Here is a 22,621-nt window from a genome sequence, read left to right as displayed (position 1 = left end):
CGTGCCCGGTGACGAAAAGCCGGTCGGCGTAGCGGTACTCGGTTTGGGCAACGTCGGCAGCGAGGTTGTCCGCATCATCGAGAACAGCGCCGAGGATCTCGCGGCTCGTGTCGGTGCCCCATTGGTCCTGCGGGGCATCGGCGTGCGCCGCGTGACGACCGATCGCGGCGTGCCGATCGAATTGTTGACCGACGACATTGAAGAGCTCGTGGCCCGCGAGGATGTCGATATCGTGGTGGAAGTGATGGGGCCGGTGGAACCGTCGCGCAAGGCGATCCTGGGCGCCCTTGAGCGCGGCAAGTCCGTCGTTACGGCGAACAAGGCTTTACTCGCCACCTCCACCGGCGAATTGGCACAGGCCGCCGAAAGCGCCCATGTTGATCTGTATTTCGAGGCGGCCGTGGCGGGCGCCATTCCGGTCATCCGTCCGCTCACCCAGTCGCTGGCCGGCGACACGGTGCTGCGAGTGGCCGGGATCGTCAACGGCACCACCAACTACATCCTCTCGGCGATGGACAGCACCGGCGCTGACTATGCCAGCGCCCTGGCCGACGCAAGTGCGCTGGGCTATGCGGAGGCTGATCCCACCGCAGACGTCGAAGGCTACGACGCCGCGGCCAAGGCAGCGATCCTGGCATCCATTGCCTTCCACACCCGGGTGACCGCAGACGACGTGTATCGCGAAGGCATCACCAAGGTCACTCCGGCCGACTTCGGATCCGCGCACGCGCTGGGTTGCACCATCAAACTGCTGTCGATCTGTGAGCGCATAACCACCGACGAAGGTTCGCAGCGGGTATCGGCCCGCGTCTATCCGGCCCTGGTACCTCTGTCGCATCCGCTTGCCGCGGTCAACGGCGCGTTCAATGCCGTGGTGGTCGAGGCCGAGGCCGCGGGCCGGCTGATGTTCTACGGCCAGGGCGCGGGCGGCGCGCCGACCGCTTCTGCGGTGACCGGTGACCTAGTGATGGCCGCCCGCAACCGGGTACTCGGCAGCCGCGGCCCCCGTGAGTCTAAATACGCTCAACTTCCGGTGGCACCAATGGGTTTCATTGAAACGCGCTATTACGTCAGCATGAACGTCGCCGACAAGCCGGGCGTCTTGTCCGCGGTGGCGGCGGAATTCGCCAAACGCGAGGTGAGCATCGCCGAGGTGCGCCAGGAGGGCGTTGTGGACGAAGGTGGTCGACGGGTGGGAGCCCGAATCGTGGTGGTCACGCACCTCGCCACTGACGCCGCACTCTCGGAAACCGTTGATGCACTGGACGACTTGGATGTCGTGCAGGGTGTGTCCAGCGTGATACGACTGGAAGGAACCGGCTTATGACCGTCCCGCCGACGGCCACTCACCAGCCGTGGCCGGGAGTGATTGCCGCGTACCGTGACCGGCTGCCGGTGGGTGACGACTGGACTCCGGTGACCCTGCTCGAGGGTGGTACTCCCCTCATCGCGGCAACTAATCTCTCCAAGCAGACGGGCTGCACGATCCACCTCAAAGTGGAGGGCCTCAACCCCACCGGCTCCTTCAAGGATCGTGGCATGACGATGGCGGTCACCGATGCCCTTGCCCATGGTCAGCGGGCGGTCTTGTGCGCATCGACCGGAAATACCTCGGCGTCGGCGGCGGCCTATGCCGCCCGGGCCGGCATCACCTGCGCGGTGCTGATACCGCAGGGCAAGATCGCGATGGGCAAGCTCGCACAGGCGGTCATGCACGGCGCCAAGATCATCCAGATCGACGGTAACTTCGACGACTGCCTGGAACTGGCGCGCAAGATGGCCGCGGACTTCCCGACGATTTCGTTGGTCAACTCGGTAAACCCGGTGCGCATCGAGGGCCAGAAAACGGCAGCGTTCGAGATCGTCGACGTGCTAGGTACCGCGCCGGACGTGCATGCTCTGCCGGTTGGCAACGCCGGCAACATCACCGCGTACTGGAAGGGCTACACCGAGTATCACCAGCTGGGCCTGATCGACAAGTTGCCCCGCATGCTGGGCACTCAGGCCGCGGGCGCGGCGCCCCTGGTGCTCGGCGAACCGGTGAGCCACCCGGAGACCATCGCAACCGCGATCCGCATCGGCTCGCCGGCGTCGTGGACTTCGGCCGTCGAGGCACAGCAGCAGTCCAAGGGCCGCTTCTTGGCCGCCTCCGACGAGGAGATACTGGCCGCATATCACCTGGTGGCTCGTGTCGAAGGCGTATTCGTGGAGCCCGCGTCCGCAGCCAGCATTGCGGGTCTCCTCAAAGCGATCGACGACGGCTGGGTGGCGCGTGGTTCGACGGTGGTGTGCACGGTAACCGGCAACGGTCTTAAGGATCCCGACACCGCGCTCAAAGACATGCCGAGCGTGTCTCCGGTTCCCGTGGACCCGGTAGCCGTCGTCGAGAAGCTAGGGCTGGCCTAGTGGCGATCGCAAGCGCGGCGGAGCCGGGTGCGGCGGGTCGGCACGGTTTGGATTGGGTGGCGATCGCAAGCGCGGCGGAGCCGGGTGCGGCGGGTCGGCACGCATGGTGACTCAAGCATTGTTGCCTTCTGGGCTGGTGGCCAGTGCGGTGGTGGCGGCGTCCAGTGCAAACCTGGGCCCGGGCTTCGACAGTGTCGGTTTGGCGCTGAGTCTCTACGACGAGATCATCGTCGAGACAACAGATTCCGGCTTGACGGTGACTGTAGACGGCGAGGGCGGCGACCAGGTGCCGCTGGGCCCCGAGCACCTCGTGGTCCGCGCCGTGCAGCACGGGTTACAGGCAGCGGGGGTCAGCGCCGCCGGCCTGGCGGTGCGCTGCCGCAACGCCATCCCGCACTCCCGCGGCCTCGGCTCCTCCGCGGCAGCAGTTGTGGGCGGTCTTGCGGCCGTTAACGGTCTTGTCGTACAAACGGATTCGTCACCATCGAGCGATGCTGAGCTGATTCAGTTGGCTTCGGAGTTCGAGGGTCATCCCGACAACGCGGCGGCCGCGGTTTTGGGTGGTGCCGTGGTTTCGTGGACTGACCACAGTGGTGACCGGCCCAACTATTCGGCCGTATCACTGCGGCTTCATCCCGATATCCGCCTGTTCACTGCGATTCCCGAGCAGCGTTCGTCGACCGCGGAAACGCGGGTGCTATTGCCCGCGCAGGTTAGTCACGACGACGCACGGTTCAATGTCAGTCGCGCGGCGCTGCTGGTGGTTGCGCTCACCGAACGGCCCGATCTGCTGATGGCGGCCACCGAAGATCTGCTTCATCAGCCGCAACGTGCCGCGGCAATGACAGCCTCCGCGGAATATCTTCGGCTGTTGCGGCGTCATAACGTGGCAGCAGCACTGTCCGGGGCAGGTCCTTCGTTGATCGCCCTGAGTACAGATTCAGAGTTGCCGACCGACGCCGTGGAGTTCGGAGCCGCAAAGGGATTTGCCGTTACCGAGCTGACTGTTGGCGAGGCGGTTCGCTGGAGCCCGACAGTAAGAGTTCCCGGTTAATCCGCAAGGTTGCGGGGGTTTGCTTGCTTCCGGCCAGGAAGCGGGCTATCCTCGGAGCCGTCCAGCAATCGCAGCATCTGCATACGTACTGCCTTGCCGCTAGGACAGCCACCAATTCTTCTTGTGGACGAGGTTCGCCGTATTCGCCGCTGATGGCGATCACCGTTGCAAAGTCGATGATTGGCGCACTCGGCGATTTGGCTGACTGCAACAAAACCCCGTATGACGTGATCAGCGGGGGAAGGAAAGGAAATCCGTGACCGATACGGACCTCATTACGGCTGGCGAAAGTACCGACGGCAAGCCGTCGGATGCCGCTGCCACAGATCCCCCAGACCTCAACGCCGACGAGCCGGCCGGCTCGCTGGCCACCATGGTGCTGCCCGAACTGCGTGCGCTGGCTAATCGAGCCGGCGTGAAGGGAACATCGGGTATGCGGAAGAACGAACTGATCGCTGCGATTGAGGAGATCAGGCGACAGGCCAACGGCGCCCCAGCCGTTGACCGGTCGGCTCAAGAGCACGACAAGGGCGACCGGCCGCCCAGTTCCGAGGCACCGGCCACCCAGGGGGAACAGACCCCGACCGAACAGATCGATTCCCAAAGCCAACAGGTCCGCCCGGAGCGGCGCAGCGCCACCCGTGAAGCGGGACCCTCCGGCTCCGGTGAGCGTGCGGGCACAGCCGCAGACGACACCGACAACCGCCAAGGCGGTCAACAGGACGCCAAGACCGAGGAGCGTGGCACCGACGCGGGTGGCGACCAAGGGGGTGACCAGCAGGCTTCGGGCGGTCAGCAGGCGCGCGGCGACGAGGACGGAGAAGCGCGTCAGGGCCGGCGCGGACGCCGGTTCCGCGATCGGCGGCGCCGCGGTGAACGATCCGGCGACGGCGCCGAGGCTGAACTGCGTGAGGACGACGTCGTCCAGCCGGTAGCCGGCATACTCGACGTCCTGGACAACTACGCGTTTGTGCGCACCTCCGGCTACCTACCCGGTCCGCACGACGTGTATGTGTCGATGAACATGGTGCGCAAGAACGGCATGCGCCGTGGTGATGCGGTGACCGGTGCGGTGCGGGTGCCCAAGGAAGGGGAGCAACCCAACCAGCGGCAGAAGTTCAACCCGCTGGTCCGCCTGGACAGCATCAACGGCGGATCGGTCGAAGACGCCAAGAAGCGGCCCGAGTTCGGCAAACTGACGCCGTTGTACCCCAACCAGCGGCTTCGTCTGGAAACCAGTACCGAGCGGCTGACCACCCGGGTCATCGACCTCATCATGCCGATCGGCAAGGGTCAACGCGCGTTGATTGTGTCGCCGCCCAAAGCGGGCAAGACAACGATCCTGCAGGACATCGCCAACGCGATCACCAGGAACAACCCGGAATGCCACCTCATGGTCGTGCTCGTCGACGAGCGGCCTGAGGAGGTCACCGATATGCAGCGCTCGGTCAAAGGCGAGGTCATCGCTTCAACTTTCGACCGGCCGCCGTCGGACCACACGTCGGTCGCCGAGCTGGCGATCGAACGCGCCAAGCGGCTGGTGGAGCAAGGCAAGGACGTCGTGGTGCTGCTCGATTCAATCACCCGGCTAGGCCGCGCTTACAACAACGCGTCGCCGGCGTCGGGCCGGATCCTGTCCGGTGGTGTCGATTCCACGGCGTTGTACCCGCCCAAGCGCTTCCTGGGGGCCGCGCGCAACATCGAAGAGGGCGGGTCGCTGACCATCATCGCCACTGCGATGGTCGAGACCGGGTCCACTGGTGACACGGTCATTTTCGAGGAGTTCAAGGGCACCGGCAACGCCGAGCTCAAGCTGGACCGCAAGATCGCCGAGCGGCGGGTTTTCCCTGCGGTCGACGTGAACCCTTCTGGAACCCGCAAGGACGAGCTACTGCTGTCGCCCGACGAGTTCGCTATTGTGCACAAGCTGCGCCGCGTGCTATCGGGCCTGGATTCCCACCAGGCCATCGACCTGCTGATGTCGCAGCTGCGTAAGACGAAGAACAACTACGAATTCCTTGTTCAGGTGTCCAAGACCACGCCAGGGTCCATGGACAGCGACTGATCCGGCGAGACGGCTCGCCGGGAATGTCCGCACGCATCTCGGTGTTTGGGGTGATAGCGGTTGACCTGGCATAATCGATGCTCAACGAGTTGGAACCGGACCAGGTTCTCGGCACGCCACGACGGGCGGCCACCGATCACAGAGGGCAGCATGAAATCTGACATTCATCCGGCATATGAGGAGACCACCGTGGTCTGCGGATGCGGCAATACCTTCCAGACGCGTAGCACCAAGCCGGGAGGTCGTATTGTGGTTGAGGTTTGTTCGCAGTGTCATCCGTTCTACACCGGCAAGCAGAAGATCCTCGACAGCGGCGGCCGGGTGGCTCGCTTCGAGAAGCGGTACGGCAAGCGCAAGGTCGGAGCTGACAAGGCGGTTTCAACCGGCAAATAGCTGGCTTACCGACGCCCGAACTGTGCACCAGCGGTACAGGACGGGCGTCGGTTCGCGTTAGGGTCCGCGCTCGCGGGAAGAAGGTTGACATGACGCAGCCAGTGCAGACGATTGACGTGTTGCTCGCCGAACACGCCGAGCTCGAGCTTGCGCTGGCAGATCCCGCGCTGCACAGCAATCCGGCCGAGGCGCGCAGAGTCGGGCGCCGGTTTGCCCGATTGGCCCCGATCGTCGCAACCCACCGCAAGCTGACGTCCGCGCGCGACGACCTCGAGACCGCGCGCGAGCTGGTGGCTTCCGACGAGTCGTTCGCCGCCGAGGTTGCCGCATTGGAGGCTCGGGTGGGCGAACTGGATGCCCAACTCACTGACATGTTGGCACCGCGTGACCCGCACGATGCCGATGACATTGTGCTGGAAGTCAAATCCGGCGAGGGGGGCGAAGAATCCGCGTTGTTCGCCGCCGATTTGGCCAGGATGTATATCCGCTACGCCGAGCGGCACGGCTGGGCGGTGACGGTGTTGGACGAGACCACCTCGGATCTGGGTGGGTACAAGGACGCGACGTTGGCGATTGCCAGCAAAGCCGACACCCCCGACGGGGTGTGGTCGCGCATGAAGTTCGAGGGCGGGGTGCACCGCGTACAACGGGTCCCAGTGACGGAATCCCAAGGCCGCGTGCATACTTCGGCGGCGGGTGTGCTGGTCTATCCGGAGCCCGAGGAAGTCGGCCAAGTGCAGATCGACGAGTCGGATCTGCGTATCGACGTTTTCCGGTCGTCCGGCAAGGGCGGGCAGGGAGTGAATACCACCGACTCCGCGGTGCGTATCACCCATCTGCCCACTGGAATCGTCGTCACCTGTCAGAACGAACGGTCGCAGCTGCAGAACAAGACGCGTGCGTTGCAGGTGCTGGCCGCTCGGTTGCAGGCAATGGCCGAGGAGCAGGCGCTGGCCGACGCGTCGGCCGACCGGGCTAGCCAAATCCGCACTGTGGACCGTAGTGAACGCATTCGCACCTACAACTTCCCGGAGAACCGGATCACCGACCACCGGATCGGTTACAAGTCACACAATCTCGATCAGGTGCTGGATGGCGATCTTGACGCGTTGTTCGACGCTCTGTCCGCCGCGGACAAGCAATCCCGGTTGCGACAATCATGACCTCCGCGCCGGCGACGATGCGGTGGGGGAACCTCCCGCTTGCGGGGGAGAGCGGCACAATGACCCTGCGTCAGGCGATCGACTTGGCTGCTGCGCTATTGGCCGAAGCGGGGGTCGACTCGGCGCGTTGCGACGCTGAGCAGTTGGCCGCTCACCTAGCGGGCACAGACCGCGGTAGGCTACCCCTGTTCGAGCCGCCCGGCGACGAGTTCTTCGGGCGCTATCGCGACATCGTCACCGCTCGTGCGCGGCGGGTGCCGTTGCAGCATCTCATCGGGACTGTGTCGTTTGGGCCCGTGGTGCTGCATGTCGGCCCGGGTGTGTTTGTACCGCGTCCGGAGACCGAAGCCATTTTGGCCTGGGCCACCGCGCAGTCGCTGCCGGCGCGGCCGCTGATTGTCGACGCATGCACGGGATCTGGCGCGTTGGCGGTCGCATTGGCCCAGCACCGGGCCAACCTTGGACTAAAGGCCCGCATCATCGGCATTGACGACTCCGACTGCGCCCTTGACTATGCCCGCCGCAATGCGGCGGGTACCCCGGTAGAGTTGGTGCGTGCCGACGTCACCACGCCCTGCCTGCTCCCCGAACTCGACGGACAAGTCGACCTGATGGTTTCCAACCCGCCCTACATCCCTGATGCTGCTGTTTTGGAACCTGAAGTAGCGCAACATGACCCGCATCACGCGTTGTTCGGCGGTCCCGACGGGATGACGGTGATATCCGCGGTCGTCGGGCTTGCTGGGCGCTGGCTGCGTCCCGGTGGCCTGTTCGCCGTCGAACACGACGACACCACGTCGTCGTCAACTGTCGATTTGGTCAGCAGCACAAAACTTTTCGTGGACGTACAAGCCCGGAAAGATCTGGCCGGACGGCCGAGGTTTGTGACGGCGATGAGGTGGGGGCACCTCCCGCTTGCAGGGGAGAACGGCGCCATTGACCCGCGCCAGCGACGATGCAGAGCGAAGCGATGAGGAGAAGCGGCGCCATTGACTGAGACGTTCGACTGCGCCGACCCCGAGCAGCGTTCGCGTGGAATCGTCTCTGCGGTAGGGGCAATCAAGGCGGGCCAACTGGTGGTGATGCCTACGGACACGGTGTATGGGATCGGCGCCGACGCCTTCGACAGCTCCGCGGTGGCCGCGTTGCTGTCGGCAAAGGGGCGGGGTCGCGATATGCCGGTAGGTGTGCTGGTCGGCTCTTGGCACACGATCGAGGGGCTGGTCTACTCTATGCCCGACGGTGCCCGCGAACTGATTCGCGCATTCTGGCCCGGCGCGCTCAGCCTGGTGGTCGTGCAAGCGCCGTCGCTGCAATGGGATCTTGGCGATGCCCATGGCACCGTGATGCTGCGAATGCCGCTGCACCCGGTCGCCATCGAGTTGTTGCGTGAGGTGGGTCCGATGGCGGTATCCAGCGCCAACATCTCGGGCCACCCACCCCCGGTCGACGCCGAACAGGCACGCTCTCAACTCGGCGACCACGTCGCGGTCTATCTCGACGCGGGTCCATCCGAACAGCAGGCCGGCTCCACGATCGTCGATCTGACCGGAGCCACCCCACGCGTCCTGCGGCCGGGGCCGGTCAGCACCGAGCGGATCGCCGAGGTACTTGGTGTGGACGCGGCCAGCTTGTTCGGCTAGCCGCCGAACGTGCACGCACTGCGAAGATTCGGCCAATTGTTCGCAGCTGTTGCACGTTCGGCGAGTGTTCAGCTCTCAGGTTGGTGCAGTACGGTCTCGAGGTGTCCAGCGATGTGGCCGGCGTTGCCGGTGGCTTGCTCGCCCTGTCCTATCGCGGCGCCGGTGTCCCGCTGCGTGAGCTTGCGCTGGTCGGGCTGACCGCGGCGATCATCACCTATTTTGCGACCGGTCCGGTGCGGATGCTGGCCAGTCGCCTGGGAGCCGTCGCCTACCCGCGGGAGCGAGATGTGCACGTCACGCCTACCCCTCGGATGGGTGGGTTGGCGATGTTCCTGGGCATTGTCGGCGCCGTCTTTCTTGCCTCCCAGCTTCCGGCACTCACCCGGGGGTTCGTCTATTCCACCGGCATGCCCGCGGTGCTGGTGGCCGGTGCGGTGATCATGGGCATCGGCCTGATCGATGATCGTTGGGGTCTGGATGCACTGACGAAGTTCGCCGGCCAGATCACGGCGGCGAGCGTTCTGGTCACCATGGGTGTCGCCTGGAGTGTCCTGTACATCCCGGTGGGTGGTGTGGGCACTATCGTCTTGGACCAGGCTTCCTCGATCCTGCTTACCCTGGCGCTGACCGTTTCGATCGTCAACGCGATGAACTTTGTCGACGGTCTCGACGGGCTGGCCGCCGGCCTGGGCCTGATAACGGCGCTGGCAATCTGCATGTTCTCGGTGGGTTTGCTTCGTGACCACGGTGGTGACGTTTTGTACTACCCGCCGGCGGTGATTTCGGTGGTCCTGGCCGGGGCCTGCCTGGGCTTTCTGCCACACAACTTCCACCGGGCCAAGATCTTCATGGGCGATTCCGGGTCGATGCTGATCGGCCTGATGCTGGCCGCCGCTTCCACCACCGCGGCCGGGCCGATCTCGCAGAACGCCTACGGCGCTCGTGATGTATTTGCTTTGCTGTCGCCGTTCCTGCTGGTGGTGGCGGTCATGTTTGTGCCAATGCTCGACCTGCTGCTAGCGATCGTCCGTCGCACCCGCGCCGGCCGCAGCGCGTTTAGCCCGGACAAAATGCACCTGCATCACCGGCTGCTGCAGATCGGTCATTCCCATCGGCGCGTGGTCCTGATCATCTACCTGTGGGTGGGCATCGTTGCCTTCGGCGCCGCGAGCTCGATCTTCTTTAACCCGCGCGACACCGCGGCGGTGATGCTGGGCGCGATCGTGGTCGCCGGCGTCGCGACACTGATCCCCCTGTTGCGCCGCGGCGACGACTACTACGACCCGGACCTGGACTAGCCCGGAGCCGAGAACTACGACAAGGAGTAGTAGTGGTGTCTACCTTGTGGTACGGTGCGGCTAGAACCCCGAAGGAGACCTCGCGGGTTGCCGGCCCCCGGCCCATCGGATGCGTATCCGGTCGCGCCGATTCACGACCGACATAGGGAGCTACCCCTTGGGTGATTCCGGTGCGACGACTGCGATACGCTCGGCGGGCCACCGATCAGTCGATCGGGTGGTTTCCGCTCCATCAGCCCGGAATTGAGGTGCCGCAGTGACGACACCAGCGCAGGACGCGCCGTTGGTGTTTCCCTCTGTTGCTTTCCGTCCGGTTCGCCTTTTTTTCATCAACGTTGGACTGGCCGCAGTGGCGATGTTGGTCGCCGGCGTGTTCGGTCACCTGACGGTCGGGATGTTCTTGGGTCTCGGGTTGCTGCTGGGTTTGCTCAATGCCCTGCTGGTGCGGCGTTCGGCCGAGTCGATCACCGCCAAAGAGCACCCGTTAAAACGGTCGATGGCCCTCAACTCGGCATCGCGACTGGCGATTATCACCATCCTCGGGCTGATCATCGCCTACATTTTCCGGCCCGCTGGATTGGGCGTCGTGTTCGGGCTGGCATTCTTCCAGGTGCTGCTGGTGGCAACGACGGCCCTGCCGGTCCTGAAGAAGCTGCGCACTGCGACCGAGGAACCGGTCGCAACTTATTCTTCCAATGGCCAGACCGGGGGATCGGAAGGAAGGAGCGCCAGCGATGACTGAGACCATCCTGGCCGCCCAAATCGAGGTCGGCGAGCACCACACGGCCACCTGGCTCGGTATGACGGTCAACACCGACACCGTGTTGTCGACGGCGATCGCCGGGTTGATCGTGATCGCGTTGGCCTTTTACCTGCGCGCCAAAGTGACTTCGACGGATGTGCCAGGCGGGGTGCAGTTGTTTTTTGAGGCGATCACCATTCAGATGCGCAATCAGGTCGAAAGCGCCATCGGGATGCGGATCGCACCCTTCGTGCTGCCGCTGGCGGTGACCATCTTCGTGTTCATCCTGATCTCCAACTGGCTGGCAGTCCTCCCGGTGCAGTACACCGATAAACACGGGCACACCACCGAGTTGCTCAAATCGGCAGCAGCGGACATCAATTACGTGCTGGCGCTGGCGCTTTTCGTGTTCGTCTGCTACCACACGGCCGGTATTTGGCGGCGCGGTATTGTCGGACACCCGATCAAGTTGCTGAAAGGGCACGTGACGCTCCTCGCGCCGATCAACCTTGTCGAAGAAGTCGCCAAGCCAATCTCGTTGTCGCTCCGACTTTTCGGCAACATTTTCGCCGGCGGCATTCTGGTCGCACTGATCGCGCTCTTTCCCCCCTACATCATGTGGGCGCCCAATGCGATCTGGAAAGCATTTGACCTGTTCGTCGGCGCAATCCAGGCCTTCATTTTTGCGCTGCTGACAATTTTGTACTTCAGCCAAGCGATGGAGCTCGAAGAGGAACACCACTAGTACCGGATGCTGGTAACGGCTACCAGAGCCATCAAGGAGGATAAGGAAATGGACCCCACTATCGCTGCCGGCGCCCTCATCGGCGGTGGACTGATCATGGCCGGTGGCGCCATCGGCGCCGGTATCGGTGACGGTGTCGCCGGTAACGCGCTTATCTCCGGTGTCGCCCGGCAACCCGAGGCGCAAGGGCGGCTGTTCACACCGTTCTTCATCACCGTCGGTTTGGTTGAGGCGGCATACTTCATCAACCTGGCGTTTATGGCGCTGTTCGTCTTCGCTACACCCGTCAAGTAATTCGACGGCAAATGGTTGCAATAGGTAGCAATGGGTGAAGTGAGCGCGATTGTCCTGGCCGCCAGTCAGGCGGCAGAGGAAGGCGGCGAGTCCAGCAACTTCCTCATTCCCAACGGCACGTTTTTCGTTGTGCTGGCCATCTTCCTGGTGGTGCTCGCTGTCATTGGCACTTTCGTGGTGCCGCCGATCTTGAAGGTCTTGCGGGAACGTGACGCTATGGTCGCCAAAACGCTGGCCGACAACAAGAAGTCGGACGAGCAGTTCGCCGCCGCACAGGCCGATTACGACGAAGCCATGACGGAAGCCCGAGTCCAGGCGTCGTCCTTGCGCGACAATGCCCGGGCAGATGGCCGTAAAGTCATCGAGGACGCACGCGTCCGGGCCGAACAACAGGTGGCATCGACGTTGCAGACCGCCCATGAGCAATTGAAGCGGGAGAGGGACGCCGTGGAACTCGATCTGCGTGCCCACGTGGGCACCATGTCGGCGACTCTGGCCAGTCGAATTCTCGGTGTTGACCTCACCGCTTCAGCCGCGACGAGGTAACCACGAATGTCGACGTTTATCGGACAGCTGTTCGGGTTCGCGGTCATCGTTTATCTGGTGTGGCGATTTATCGTGCCGCTCGTAGGGCGTTTGATGTCCGCACGGCAGGACACGGTGCGCCAACAGCTGGCGGATGCGGCGGCGGCCGCCGACCGGCTGGCGGAGGCGAGTCAAGCTCACACGAAGGCGCTGGAAGACGCCAAGTCGGAAGCGCACCGTGTTGTGGAAGAGGCCAGGACAGATGCCGAACGCATCGCAGAACAACTAGAGGCCCAGGCCGACGTCGAGGCGGAGCGCATCAAAATGCAGGGTGCCCGTCAGGTCGACCTCATCCGGGCACAGCTGACCCGTCAGCTTCGCCTCGAGCTCGGTCACGAATCGGTGCGCCAGGCAAGGGAATTGGTACGCAATCACGTGGCCGATCAGGCACAACAATCGGCCACCGTCGACCGCTTCCTGGATCAGCTCGATGCGATGGCGCCGGCTACGGCCGATGTCGATTACCCACTGCTGGCCAAGATGCGCTCAGCCAGCCGGAGGGCATTAACCAGCCTGGTGGATTGGTTCGGCACCATGGCCCAGGACCTCGACCATCAAGGTCTGACCACCCTCGCCGGCGAGCTGGTGTCGGTAGCAAGACTGCTGGACCGCGAGGCCGTCGTCACCCGCTATCTCACCGTGCCAGCCGAAGATGCGACGCCCAGGATCCGGCTGATCGAACGGCTGGTGTCCGGCAAGGTCGGCGCGCCAACGCTCGAGGTGTTGCGCACAGCCGTATCGAAGCGCTGGTCGGCCAATTCCGATTTGATCGATGCGATCGAACACGTGTCGCGGCAGGCGCTGTTAGAACTCGCCGAACGTGCGGGTCAGGTCGACGAGGTGGAAGACCAGTTATTCCGGTTTTCCCGCATTCTCGACGTGCAGCCCCGGCTTGCCATCCTGTTGGGTGACTGTGCCGTTCCGGCCGAAGGCCGAGTCCGGTTGCTGCGCAAGGTGCTTGAGCGTGCCGACAGTACCGTCAACCCGGTCGTGGTCGCGCTGTTGTCTCACACCGTCGAGCTGCTGCGGGGTCAGGCAGTTGAGGAAGCGGTGCTGTTCCTGGCCGAAGTTGCGGTGGCTCGCCGCGGCGAAATCGTCGCGCAGGTCGGCGCGGCGGCCGAGCTCAGCGATGCTCAGCGCACTCGCCTCACCGAAGTGCTGAGCCGTATCTACGGTCACCCCGTGACCGTGCAGCTGCATATCGACGCCGCGCTGCTGGGCGGATTGTCCATCGCGGTCGGTGACGAAGTGATCGACGGTACGCTCTCGTCTCGTCTAGCTGCGGCCGAGGCACGACTGCCCGACTGAACCCGAACTAGTCAGCACAAACCGAAGTAGGAAGACGAAAAGCTATGGCTGAGTTGACAATCCCCGCTGATGACATCCAGAGCGCAATCGAAGAGTACGTAAGCTCTTTCACCGCCGACACCAGTAGAGAGGAAGTCGGTACCGTCGTCGATGCCGGGGACGGCATCGCACACGTCGAGGGTTTGCCATCGGTGATGACCCAAGAGCTGCTCGAATTCCCGGGCGGAATCCTCGGCGTCGCCCTCAACCTCGACGAGCACAGCGTCGGCGCGGTGATCCTCGGTGACTTCGAGAACATCGAAGAAGGTCAGCAGGTCAAGCGCACCGGCGAAGTCTTATCGGTTCCGGTTGGCGACGGGTTTTTGGGGCGGGTGGTTAACCCGCTCGGCCAGCCGATCGACGGGCGCGGAGACGTCGACTCCGATACTCGGCGCGCGCTGGAGCTCCAGGCGCCCTCGGTGGTGCACCGGCAAGGCGTGAAGGAGCCGTTGCAGACCGGGATCAAGGCGATTGACGCGATGACCCCGATCGGCCGCGGCCAGCGCCAGCTGATCATCGGCGACCGCAAGACCGGCAAAACCGCCGTCTGCGTCGACACCATCCTCAACCAGCGGCAGAACTGGGAGTCCGGTGATCCCAAGAAGCAGGTGCGCTGTGTATACGTGGCCATCGGGCAGAAGGGAACTACCATCGCCGCGGTACGCCGCACACTGGAAGAGGGCGGTGCGATGGACTACACCACCATCGTCGCGGCCGCGGCGTCGGAGTCCGCCGGTTTCAAATGGCTTGCGCCGTACACCGGTTCGGCGATCGCCCAGCACTGGATGTACGAGGGCAAGCATGTGCTGATCATCTTCGACGACCTGACTAAGCAGGCCGAGGCATACCGGGCGATCTCGCTGCTGCTGCGCCGTCCGCCCGGCCGTGAGGCCTACCCCGGCGATGTGTTCTATCTGCATTCGCGGCTTTTGGAGCGCTGCGCCAAACTGTCCGACGATCTCGGTGGCGGCTCGCTAACGGGTCTGCCGATCATCGAGACCAAGGCCAACGACATCTCGGCCTACATCCCGACCAACGTCATCTCGATCACCGACGGGCAATGTTTCCTGGAAACCGACCTGTTCAACCAGGGCGTCCGGCCGGCCATCAACGTCGGTGTGTCGGTGTCCCGAGTCGGCGGCGCGGCGCAGATCAAGGCTATGAAAGAGGTCGCCGGAAGCCTCCGCTTGGACCTTTCGCAATACCGCGAGCTAGAAGCTTTCGCCGCTTTCGCTTCTGATTTGGACGCCGCATCGAAGGCGCAGTTGGAGCGCGGCGCCCGGCTGGTCGAGCTGCTCAAGCAGCCGCAATCCCAGCCCATGCCCGTTGAGGAGCAAGTGGTTTCGATCTTCCTGGGCACCGGCGGTCACCTGGACTCGGTGCCCGTCGAGGACGTCCGGCGGTTCGAAACCGAATTACTGGACCACATGCGGGCCTCCGAAGAAGAGATTTTGACTGAGATCCGGGACAGCCAAAAGCTCACCGAGGAGGCCGCCGACAAGCTCACCGAGGTCATCAAGAACTTCAAGAAGGGCTTCGCGGCCACCGGTGGCGGCTCTGTGGTGCCCGACGAACATGTCGAGGCCCTCGACGAGGATAAGCTCGCCAAGGAAGCCGTGAAGGTCAAAAAGCCGGCGCCGAAGAAGAAGAAATAGCTAACCATGGCTGCCACACTTCGCGAACTACGCGGGCGGATCCGCTCGGCAGGGTCGATCAAAAAGATCACCAAGGCCCAGGAGCTGATTGCGACATCGCGCATCGCCAGGGCGCAGGCTCGGCTCGAGTCCGCTCGGCCCTACGCTTTTGAGATCACCCGGATGCTTACCACCCTGGCCGCTGAAGCCGCACTGGACCATCCGTTGCTCGTCGAGCGCCCGGAGCCGAAACGAGCCGGCGTGCTGGTGGTGTCGTCCGATCGTGGTTTGTGCGGCGCATACAACGCCAATATTTTCCGTCGCTCCGAGGAGCTGTTCTCCCTGCTGAGGGAGGCCGGAAAGCAGCCGGTGCTGTATGTGGTGGGCCGTAAGGCGCAGAACTACTACAGTTTTCGGAACTGGAACATCACCGAGTCGTGGATGGGTTTCTCCGAGCAACCCACGTACGAGAACGCCGCCGAGATCGCTTCGACCTTAGTGGATGCGTTCCTGCTCGGCACCGACAACGGCGAGGATCAACGGTCCGACAGCGGCGAGGGCGTCGACGAACTGCACATCGTTTACACCGAGTTCAAGTCGATGCTGTCGCAATCGGCGGAGGCTCACCGGATCGCCCCCATGGTGGTGGAGTACGTCGAGGAAGACATCGGACCGCGCACGCTGTACTCGTTCGAGCCCGACGCGACGATGCTGTTCGAGTCATTGTTGCCGCGCTACCTGACTACCCGGGTGTACGCGGCGCTGCTGGAGTCCGCGGCGTCGGAGCTTGCCTCGCGGCAACGTGCGATGAAGTCGGCCACCGACAACGCCGATGACCTCATCAAGGCCCTGACGCTGATGGCAAACCGCGAGCGGCAGGCCCAGATCACCCAGGAGATTAGTGAAATCGTCGGTGGCGCAAATGCGCTCGCCGAAGCCCGCTAGGCCCAAGCTAGGTTAGCCCCACGAGGAAGCGAAGAAGATATGACTACCACTGCCGAAAAGACCGACCGGCCGGGAAAGCCGGGAAGCTCCGACACCAGCGGCCGCGTGGTACGGGTCACTGGGCCCGTCGTCGACGTCGAGTTTCCTCGCGGTTCCATCCCCGAGCTGTTCAATGCACTGCACGCTGAGATCACCTTCGAGTCGCTGGCGAAAACCCTCACCTTGGAGGTGGCGCAGCACCTCGGCGACAACCTGGTGCGCACCATCTCGCTGCAGCCGACCGACGGCTTGGTGCGCGGCGTCGAGGTGATCGACACCGGGAGGTCGATCTCGGTGCCGGTCGGTGAGGGTGTGAAGGGCCACGTCTTCAATGCGCTGGGAGATTGCCTGGACGAGCCGGGATATGGCGAAAAATTCGAACACTGGTCGATTCACCGCAAGCCGCCGGCGTTCGAGGAGCTGGAGCCTCGGACCGAGATGCTCGAGACCGGTCTGAAGGTGGTCGACCTGCTGACTCCGTATGTTCGTGGCGGCAAGATCGCACTGTTCGGCGGTGCCGGGGTGGGCAAGACGGTGCTGATTCAGGAGATGATCAACCGCATCGCCCGTAACTTCGGTGGTACGTCGGTGTTCGCCGGAGTGGGCGAGCGCACCCGCGAGGGCAACGATCTGTGGGTCGAGCTTGCCGAAGCCAACGTGCTCAAGGACACCGCGCTGGTATTCGGACAGATGGACGAGCCGCCGGGCACCCGTATGCGTGTTGCGCTGTCTGCGCTGACGATGGCGGAGTGGTTCCGTGACGAGCAGGGTCAAGACGTATTGCTGTTCATCGACAACATCTTCCGGTTCACCCAGGCTGGGTCGGAAGTGTCGACGCTTCTCGGCCGGATGCCGTCGGCCGTGGGATACCAGCCCACGCTGGCCGACGAGATGGGCGAGCTGCAGGAGCGCATCACCTCGACGCGGGGACGCTCGATCACGTCGATGCAAGCCGTCTACGTGCCCGCCGACGACTACACCGACCCAGCGCCGGCGACCACGTTCGCCCACCTGGACGCCACGACCGAGCTATCCCGTGCGGTGTTCTCCAAGGGCATCTTCCCCGCCGTGGACCCGCTGGCGTCCAGCTCGACCATCCTGGACCCCAGCGTTGTCGGGGATGAGCACTACCGCGTGGCCCAGGAAGTCATCCGGATCCTGCAGCGTTACAAGGACCTTCAGGACATTATCGCGATCCTCGGTATCGACGAGTTGTCGGAGGAGGACAAGCAGCTGGTGAACCGCGCCCGGCGTATCGAGCGGTTCCTATCGCAGAACATGATGGCAGCCGAACAGTTCACCGGCCAGCCGGGTTCGACCGTCCCGGTGAAGGAGACCATTGAAGCGTTCGACCGCTTGTGCAAGGGCGATTTCGATCACGTACCCGAACAGGCCTTCTTCTTGATCGGTGGCCTTGATGACCTGGCCAAGAAAGCCGAGAGTCTCGGCGCCAAGCTGTGACGGGAGTTGTGGCATGGCCGAATTGAACGTTGAGATCGTCGCCGTCGACCGGAACATCTGGTCGGGTACGGCGAAGTTTCTGTTCACCCGCACCACCGTCGGTGAGATCGGCATCCTGCCCCGCCACATTCCGTTGGTGGCCCAATTGGTCGATGACGCCATGGTGCGGGTCGAGCGGGAGGGAGAAAAGGACCTGAGGATCGCGGTCGACGGCGGGTTCCTGTCGGTGACCGAGGAGGGCGTCAGCATTCTCGCCGAATCTGCCGAGTTCGAGTCGGAGATCGACGAGGCCGCCGCCAAGCAGGATTCCGAATCCGACGATCCCCGCATCGCTGCCAGGGGCCGCGCCAGATTGCGCGCCGTCGGCGCGATCGACTAACCCGCCGATGAGCGCGCCCATGATCGGCATGGTCGTGCTCGTCGTTGTCCTGGGGTTGGCCGTTCTCGCACTGAGTTATCGTCTGTGGAAGCTGCGCCAGGGGGGAACGGCTGGGATCATGCGGGACATCCCTGCGGTTGGAGGTCACGGCTGGCGCCACGGCGTAATCCGCTATCGCGGCGGCGAAGCCGCGTTCTACCGGCTTTCTAGTCTGCGCTTGTGGCCGGATCGCCGGCTCAGTAGACGGGGTGTGGAGATCATTTCCCGGCGCGCGCCCCGTGGCGACGAATTCGACATCATGACCGACGAGATTGTCGTTGTGGAACTGTGCGACAGCACCCAGGACCGAAGGGTAGGTTACGAGATCGCGCTCGACAGGGGCGCGTTGACCGCATTTCTGTCGTGGTTGGAGTCCCGGCCGTCGCCGCGCGCGCGCCGCCGTAGTATGTGACGCACTGGTCAGCAGACGCAAAAGCCCCCATTTCGGGCTCTACTGACTGATCTGTGGGTGGTTGTGTCGGCCTGGCCGGGTGGGGCGGTGGCCGGCGAGGGTGAGCATGGCTAGGGCGATGAGGGCTTGTGGTGAGCGGAATCCGAACGCGATCCGGGTCAGTAGGCGGATCTTGGTGTTGGTGGATTCGATCAGGCCTTGGGATAGGCCGTGGTCGAGGGCGGCGTCGATGGCCACCCGGTGGCGTTTGATGCGGGCGGCAAGCTCGACGAATACCGGGATGCGACAGCGCTGGGCCCAGGAGATCCACCGGTCCAGGGCCTGTTTACCTTCCTCGCCCTTGACCGAAAACACATGCCGAAGGCTCTCTTTGAGCAGGTAGGCGCGATACAGACGGGGATCGGTCTTGGCGATCCAGGCCAGTTTGGCGCTTTGGCGTTCGGTGAGGTCCTCGGGGTTCTTCCACAGCGCGTAGCGGGCGCCCTTGAGCCGCCGTGCCCGCTCGCGGCCCGGACGTGGTGCGGCGTTCTTACCGGGCCGGCCCCGGCCCCACTTGGGTTCGGTGCGCGCGATCGCCCGTGCGTCGTTCCAGGCTCGGCGCCGCTCGACGTCGAGCGCCTCGGTGGCCCAGGCCACCACATGAAACGGATCGGCGCATTGAATCGCATCCGGGCAGCGCTCGGTGACCACGTCAGCGATCCAGTCCGCGGCATCGGCCGAAACGTGAGTAATCTGGGCGGCCCGCTCAGCGCCCAGGGCATCGAAGAACAAGCCCAGGGTGGCCTTGTCGTGGCCCGGGGCGGCCCACACCAACCGGCCGCTGTCGTGATCGACGACCACCGTCAGGTACCGGTGGTGGCGCTTGTAGGAGATCTCATCGATACCGATGCGGCGCAAGTTCGCGAACCGGTCAATGCGCTTTTCGGTGTCGGCCCAGACCCGGGCCACGATCGCCCCGACGGTGCGCCAGGCGATCCGCATCAACTCGCACACCGCGGTCTTCGAACACGCCACCGCCAGCCAGGCCACCGTGTCATCGAAAGCATACGTGTGCCCGGCATGATGACGCGCCCACGGCACCGCCACCACCGTCGGCCCATGGGTGGGGCAGTTCACCCGCGGCGCCTCGGCCTCCAAGAACACCTCGACGGTGCCCCAATCCAGACTGCGCCATTGGCGCAGGCCCGCACCGCGGTCATACCAGGACGCCTTGCGACCGCAGCGACCACAGCGGCGCAACACTGCACTTCGTGGCCGCACCCGGGCGATCACCCGCGCACCGTCTCCGGCGTCATCCTCCTCGAATTCGATGTCCTCAATCACGGTGCGCTTGTCGACACCCAGCAGCGCACGAAATAGCCTCACATTGCGCACGTCGTTGTCGGCTCCTTGTGTTTCTGATCCTTGACAAGCCAGAAACCTTAAGCCACAACGACGTGCGCCTACTCAGGACACAAACTCACCCACGGAAGTGTCAGAAGAGCCCAAAAACCGTGGGTATTGGGGGCTTTCGCGTCTGCTCGCACGCGGAAGGTGCCGCTAGCTCGCCGTCCTATCACCACCGGGCCGCCACAGCACGTCACCGTCGGGATTGGCTACCCGCGACAGGATGAACAGCAGATCCGACAGCCGGTTCAGGTATTTCGCCGGCAGTACGCTGACGCCTTCCGGGTGAGCGTCGACCGCGGCCCACGCGGATCGCTCGGCCCGGCGAACGACGGTGCGAGCGACGTGCAACAGCGCCGACAGCGGTGAACCACCAGGTAGTACAAAGGATTTTAGTGCAGGCAGGCCCGCGTTGTATGCGTCGCACCACCCTTCGAGCCGATCGATATAGGACTGTGCGATTCGCAGCGGAGGGTGCTTCGGGTTTTCCACTATCGGAGTCGACAGATCCGCACCGGCATCGAACAAGTCGTTCTGGATCTGCCGCAGCACATCCGTGATTTGAGTGTCCGGGTGGCCCAGCGCCAGGGCGGCCCCGATCGCGGCGTTGGCCTCGTCGCAATCCGCGTATGCCACCAGTCGGGCGTCGGTTTTGGCGACACGGGACATATCGCTCAATCCCGTCGTTCCGTCATCGCCGGTTCGGGTATAGATGCGGGTCAGGTGGACTGCCATGAGCAAACGGTACTCGCTGACTGGCTTGGCTCACTGACAAGGCAAAACCCCTTTACTACACTGACCGGGTGGCCGAGCGTTTCGTCGTGACTGGGGGCAACCGGTTATCAGGCGAAGTGGCCGTCGGCGGCGCCAAGAACAGCGTGCTCAAGCTCATGGCTGCGACGTTGTTGGCCGAGGGCACCAGCACGATCACCAACTGTCCCGACATCCTCGATGTGCCGCTGATGGCGGAGGTACTGCGTGGTCTGGGCGCCACCGTCGAACTCGACGGTGACGTGGCCCGGATCACCGCACCTGACGAGCCGAAGTACGATGCCGACTTCGCTGCGGTGCGGCAATTCCGCGCCTCGGTCTGTGTGCTGGGACCGCTGGTCGGGCGGTGCAAACGGGCCAGGGTCGCGCTGCCGGGCGGTGACGCGATCGGGTCGCGTCCGTTGGATATGCACCAGGCGGGCCTACGGCAATTGGGTGCCCACTGCAACATCGAGCACGGCTGCGTGGTAGCCCGAGCGGAAACGTTGCGCGGTGCGGAGATTCAGTTGGAGTTCCCCTCGGTGGGAGCCACCGAGAACATCTTGATGGCCGCCGTGGTGGCCGAGGGAGTCACCACTATTCACAATGCGGCTCGAGAACCCGACGTCGTCGACTTGTGCACGATGTTGAACCAGATGGGCGCACAGGTCGAAGGTGCGGGTTCGCCGACAATGACCATCACCGGTGTCCCGCGGCTGCATCCAACCGAGCACCGGGTGATCGGAGACCGTATCGTTGCCGCCACATGGGGCATCGCTGCCGCAATGACCCGTGGTGATATATCAGTGGCGGGCGTAGACCCGGCGCATCTGCAGCTGGTGCTGCACAAATTGCACGACGCGGGCGCAACCGTCACCCAGACTGACGCCAGCTTCCGGGTGACCCAGTACGAGCGTCCGAAGGCTGTCAACGTTGCGACCTTGCCGTTCCCCGGGTTTCCCACGGATCTGCAGCCGATGGCTATCGCTTTGGCGTCGATCGCCGACGGCACATCGATGATCACGGAGAACGTGTTCGAGGCGCGGTTCCGCTTCGTTGAAGAGATGATCCGGCTCGGTGCAGACGCTCGGACCGACGGGCACCACGCCGTGGTGCGGGGCCTCCCGCAGCTGTCGAGCGCTCCGGTGTGGTGTTCGGACATCCGTGCCGGGGCCGGCTTGGTGCTGGCGGGGCTCGTTGCCGACGGCGACACCGAGGTCCACGATGTATTCCACATCGATCGCGGATATCCGTTGTTCGTGGAGAACCTGGTGAGTCTCGGTGCCGAGATCGAACGGGTATGCTGTTAGGCGACGGTCACCTATGGATATCTATGGATGACCGAACCTGGTCTTGACTCCATTGCCGGATTTGTATTAGACTGGCAGGGTTGCCCCGAAGCGGGCGGAAACAAGCAAGCGTGTTGTTTGAGAACTCAATAGTGTGTTTGGTGGTTTCACATTTTTGTTGTTATTTTTGGCCATGCTCTTGATGCCCCGTTGTCGGGGGCGTGGCCGTTTGTTTTGTCAGGATATTTCTAAATACCTTTGGCTCCCTTTTCCAAAGGGAGTGTTTGGGTTTTGTTTGGAGAGTTTGATCCTGGCTCAGGACGAACGCTGGCGGCGTGCTTAACACATGCAAGTCGAACGGAAAGGTCTCTTCGGAGATACTCGAGTGGCGAACGGGTGAGTAACACGTGGGTGATCTGCCCTGCACTTCGGGATAAGCCTGGGAAACTGGGTCTAATACCGGATAGGACCACGGGATGCATGTCTTGTGGTGGAAAGCGCTTTAGCGGTGTGGGATGAGCCCGCGGCCTATCAGCTTGTTGGTGGGGTGAC

The 22,621-nt window shown here is 63.7% G+C and carries 23 protein-coding genes and 1 rRNA gene; 22 read left to right on the top strand and 2 right to left on the bottom strand.

From position 1 onward, the window contains the following. Position 1 precedes the first annotated feature (1 nt). The 20 genes from ABQE93_RS26130 (at position 2) to ABQE93_RS26035 (ending at position 18,644) form a co-directional block, all read left to right on the top strand. On the top strand, positions 2-1,327 hold the full coding sequence (locus ABQE93_RS26130; protein ID WP_003406648.1) for a homoserine dehydrogenase: 1,326 nt from the start codon (positions 2-4) through the stop codon (positions 1,325-1,327). Continuing rightward, on the top strand, positions 1,324-2,406 hold the full coding sequence (gene thrC / locus ABQE93_RS26125; RefSeq protein ID WP_003406652.1) for a threonine synthase: 1,083 nt from the start codon (positions 1,324-1,326) through the stop codon (positions 2,404-2,406). The genes ABQE93_RS26130 and thrC overlap by 4 nt, the downstream gene beginning before the upstream one ends. 103 nt (positions 2,407-2,509) lie before the next feature. Then, positions 2,510-3,460 (top strand): homoserine kinase, encoded by a 951-nt coding sequence (thrB, locus tag ABQE93_RS26120; protein WP_003406654.1) that lies wholly within the window; start codon positions 2,510-2,512, stop codon positions 3,458-3,460. A gap of 152 nt (positions 3,461-3,612) precedes the next feature. Further along, the gene (locus ABQE93_RS26115) at positions 3,613-3,720 is read left to right on the top strand and encodes a hypothetical protein (protein ID WP_009936573.1); all 108 of its coding nucleotides are present in this window, start codon (positions 3,613-3,615) and stop codon (positions 3,718-3,720) included. Further along, positions 3,717-5,525: a transcription termination factor Rho gene (rho, locus tag ABQE93_RS26110; protein ID WP_003898814.1), complete on the top strand. Its 1,809-nt coding sequence runs from the start codon at positions 3,717-3,719 to the stop codon at positions 5,523-5,525. The genes ABQE93_RS26115 and rho overlap by 4 nt, the downstream gene beginning before the upstream one ends. 150 nt (positions 5,526-5,675) lie before the next feature. Next, entirely contained in the window at positions 5,676-5,918 is a 243-nt protein-coding gene (gene rpmE, locus ABQE93_RS26105; protein ID WP_003406668.1) for a 50S ribosomal protein L31, read from the top strand. Between the two features lie 89 nt (positions 5,919-6,007). Next, positions 6,008-7,081, top strand: a complete 1,074-nt coding sequence (prfA, locus tag ABQE93_RS26100) for a peptide chain release factor 1 (RefSeq protein ID WP_003406670.1) — start codon at positions 6,008-6,010, stop codon at positions 7,079-7,081. A gap of 59 nt (positions 7,082-7,140) precedes the next feature. Beyond that, a complete protein-coding gene (prmC, locus tag ABQE93_RS26095) occupies positions 7,141-8,055 on the top strand; it encodes a peptide chain release factor N(5)-glutamine methyltransferase (RefSeq protein ID WP_003917449.1) in 915 nt (304 codons plus the stop codon). 15 nt (positions 8,056-8,070) lie between these two features. After that, on the top strand, positions 8,071-8,724 hold the full coding sequence (locus ABQE93_RS26090) for an L-threonylcarbamoyladenylate synthase (RefSeq protein WP_003898815.1): 654 nt from the start codon (positions 8,071-8,073) through the stop codon (positions 8,722-8,724). Between the two features lie 83 nt (positions 8,725-8,807). Beyond that, a complete protein-coding gene (rfe, locus tag ABQE93_RS26085) occupies positions 8,808-10,022 on the top strand; it encodes a UDP-N-acetylglucosamine--decaprenyl-phosphate N-acetylglucosaminephosphotransferase (RefSeq protein ID WP_003898816.1) in 1,215 nt (404 codons plus the stop codon). 256 nt (positions 10,023-10,278) lie between these two features. Then, positions 10,279-10,764, top strand: a complete 486-nt coding sequence (locus ABQE93_RS26080) for an ATP synthase subunit I (protein WP_003406680.1) — start codon at positions 10,279-10,281, stop codon at positions 10,762-10,764. Further along, complete coding sequence (gene atpB, locus ABQE93_RS26075; RefSeq protein ID WP_003406681.1) at positions 10,757-11,509, top strand: F0F1 ATP synthase subunit A; 753 nt, start codon at positions 10,757-10,759, stop codon at positions 11,507-11,509. Before ABQE93_RS26080 ends, atpB begins: the two co-directional genes overlap by 8 nt. A gap of 48 nt (positions 11,510-11,557) precedes the next feature. Continuing rightward, positions 11,558-11,803: a F0F1 ATP synthase subunit C gene (locus tag ABQE93_RS26070; protein WP_003406686.1), complete on the top strand. Its 246-nt coding sequence runs from the start codon at positions 11,558-11,560 to the stop codon at positions 11,801-11,803. A 30-nt stretch (positions 11,804-11,833) separates the two neighbouring features. Further along, positions 11,834-12,349 (top strand): F0F1 ATP synthase subunit B, encoded by a 516-nt coding sequence (locus tag ABQE93_RS26065; RefSeq protein WP_003898818.1) that lies wholly within the window; start codon positions 11,834-11,836, stop codon positions 12,347-12,349. Positions 12,350-12,355: 6 nt separating this feature from the next. Beyond that, positions 12,356-13,696 carry a F0F1 ATP synthase subunit B/delta gene (locus tag ABQE93_RS26060; RefSeq protein ID WP_003406697.1) on the top strand — a complete coding sequence of 447 codons (1,341 nt, stop codon included), beginning with the start codon at positions 12,356-12,358 and terminating at the stop codon, positions 13,694-13,696. Between the two features lie 44 nt (positions 13,697-13,740). Beyond that, on the top strand, positions 13,741-15,390 hold the full coding sequence (gene atpA, locus ABQE93_RS26055) for a F0F1 ATP synthase subunit alpha (protein ID WP_003406699.1): 1,650 nt from the start codon (positions 13,741-13,743) through the stop codon (positions 15,388-15,390). Positions 15,391-15,396: 6 nt separating this feature from the next. Continuing rightward, the gene (locus ABQE93_RS26050) at positions 15,397-16,314 is read left to right on the top strand and encodes a F0F1 ATP synthase subunit gamma (RefSeq protein WP_003898819.1); all 918 of its coding nucleotides are present in this window, start codon (positions 15,397-15,399) and stop codon (positions 16,312-16,314) included. Positions 16,315-16,353: 39 nt separating this feature from the next. Continuing rightward, a complete protein-coding gene (gene atpD / locus ABQE93_RS26045; protein WP_003406701.1) occupies positions 16,354-17,814 on the top strand; it encodes a F0F1 ATP synthase subunit beta in 1,461 nt (486 codons plus the stop codon). Between the two features lie 13 nt (positions 17,815-17,827). Next, entirely contained in the window at positions 17,828-18,193 is a 366-nt protein-coding gene (locus ABQE93_RS26040) for a F0F1 ATP synthase subunit epsilon (protein ID WP_003406708.1), read from the top strand. A 7-nt stretch (positions 18,194-18,200) separates the two neighbouring features. Then, positions 18,201-18,644: a DUF2550 domain-containing protein gene (locus tag ABQE93_RS26035; RefSeq protein WP_003406722.1), complete on the top strand. Its 444-nt coding sequence runs from the start codon at positions 18,201-18,203 to the stop codon at positions 18,642-18,644. A 39-nt stretch (positions 18,645-18,683) separates the two neighbouring features. On the opposite strand, the gene ABQE93_RS26030 is transcribed toward ABQE93_RS26035, so the two are convergent. Beyond that, positions 18,684-20,018 carry an ISL3-like element IS1557 family transposase gene (locus ABQE93_RS26030; RefSeq protein ID WP_003900311.1) on the bottom strand — a complete coding sequence of 445 codons (1,335 nt, stop codon included), beginning with the start codon at positions 20,016-20,018 and terminating at the stop codon, positions 18,684-18,686. Positions 20,019-20,183: 165 nt separating this feature from the next. After that, entirely contained in the window at positions 20,184-20,765 is a 582-nt protein-coding gene (locus ABQE93_RS26025) for a cob(I)yrinic acid a,c-diamide adenosyltransferase (RefSeq protein ID WP_003406839.1), read from the bottom strand. A gap of 68 nt (positions 20,766-20,833) precedes the next feature. Between ABQE93_RS26025 and murA the strand changes: the two genes are divergently transcribed. Next, positions 20,834-22,090, top strand: a complete 1,257-nt coding sequence (gene murA / locus ABQE93_RS26020) for a UDP-N-acetylglucosamine 1-carboxyvinyltransferase (protein WP_003406845.1) — start codon at positions 20,834-20,836, stop codon at positions 22,088-22,090. A gap of 271 nt (positions 22,091-22,361) precedes the next feature. Further along, positions 22,362-22,621: ribosomal RNA gene (locus tag ABQE93_RS26015) — 16S ribosomal RNA — on the top strand; the annotation flags it as partial.

The organism is Mycolicibacterium sp. XJ662, from assembly GCF_053484035.1.
Note: the sequence above shows the minus strand (reverse complement) of the source record. Positions and strands in the feature narration are given on the sequence as shown.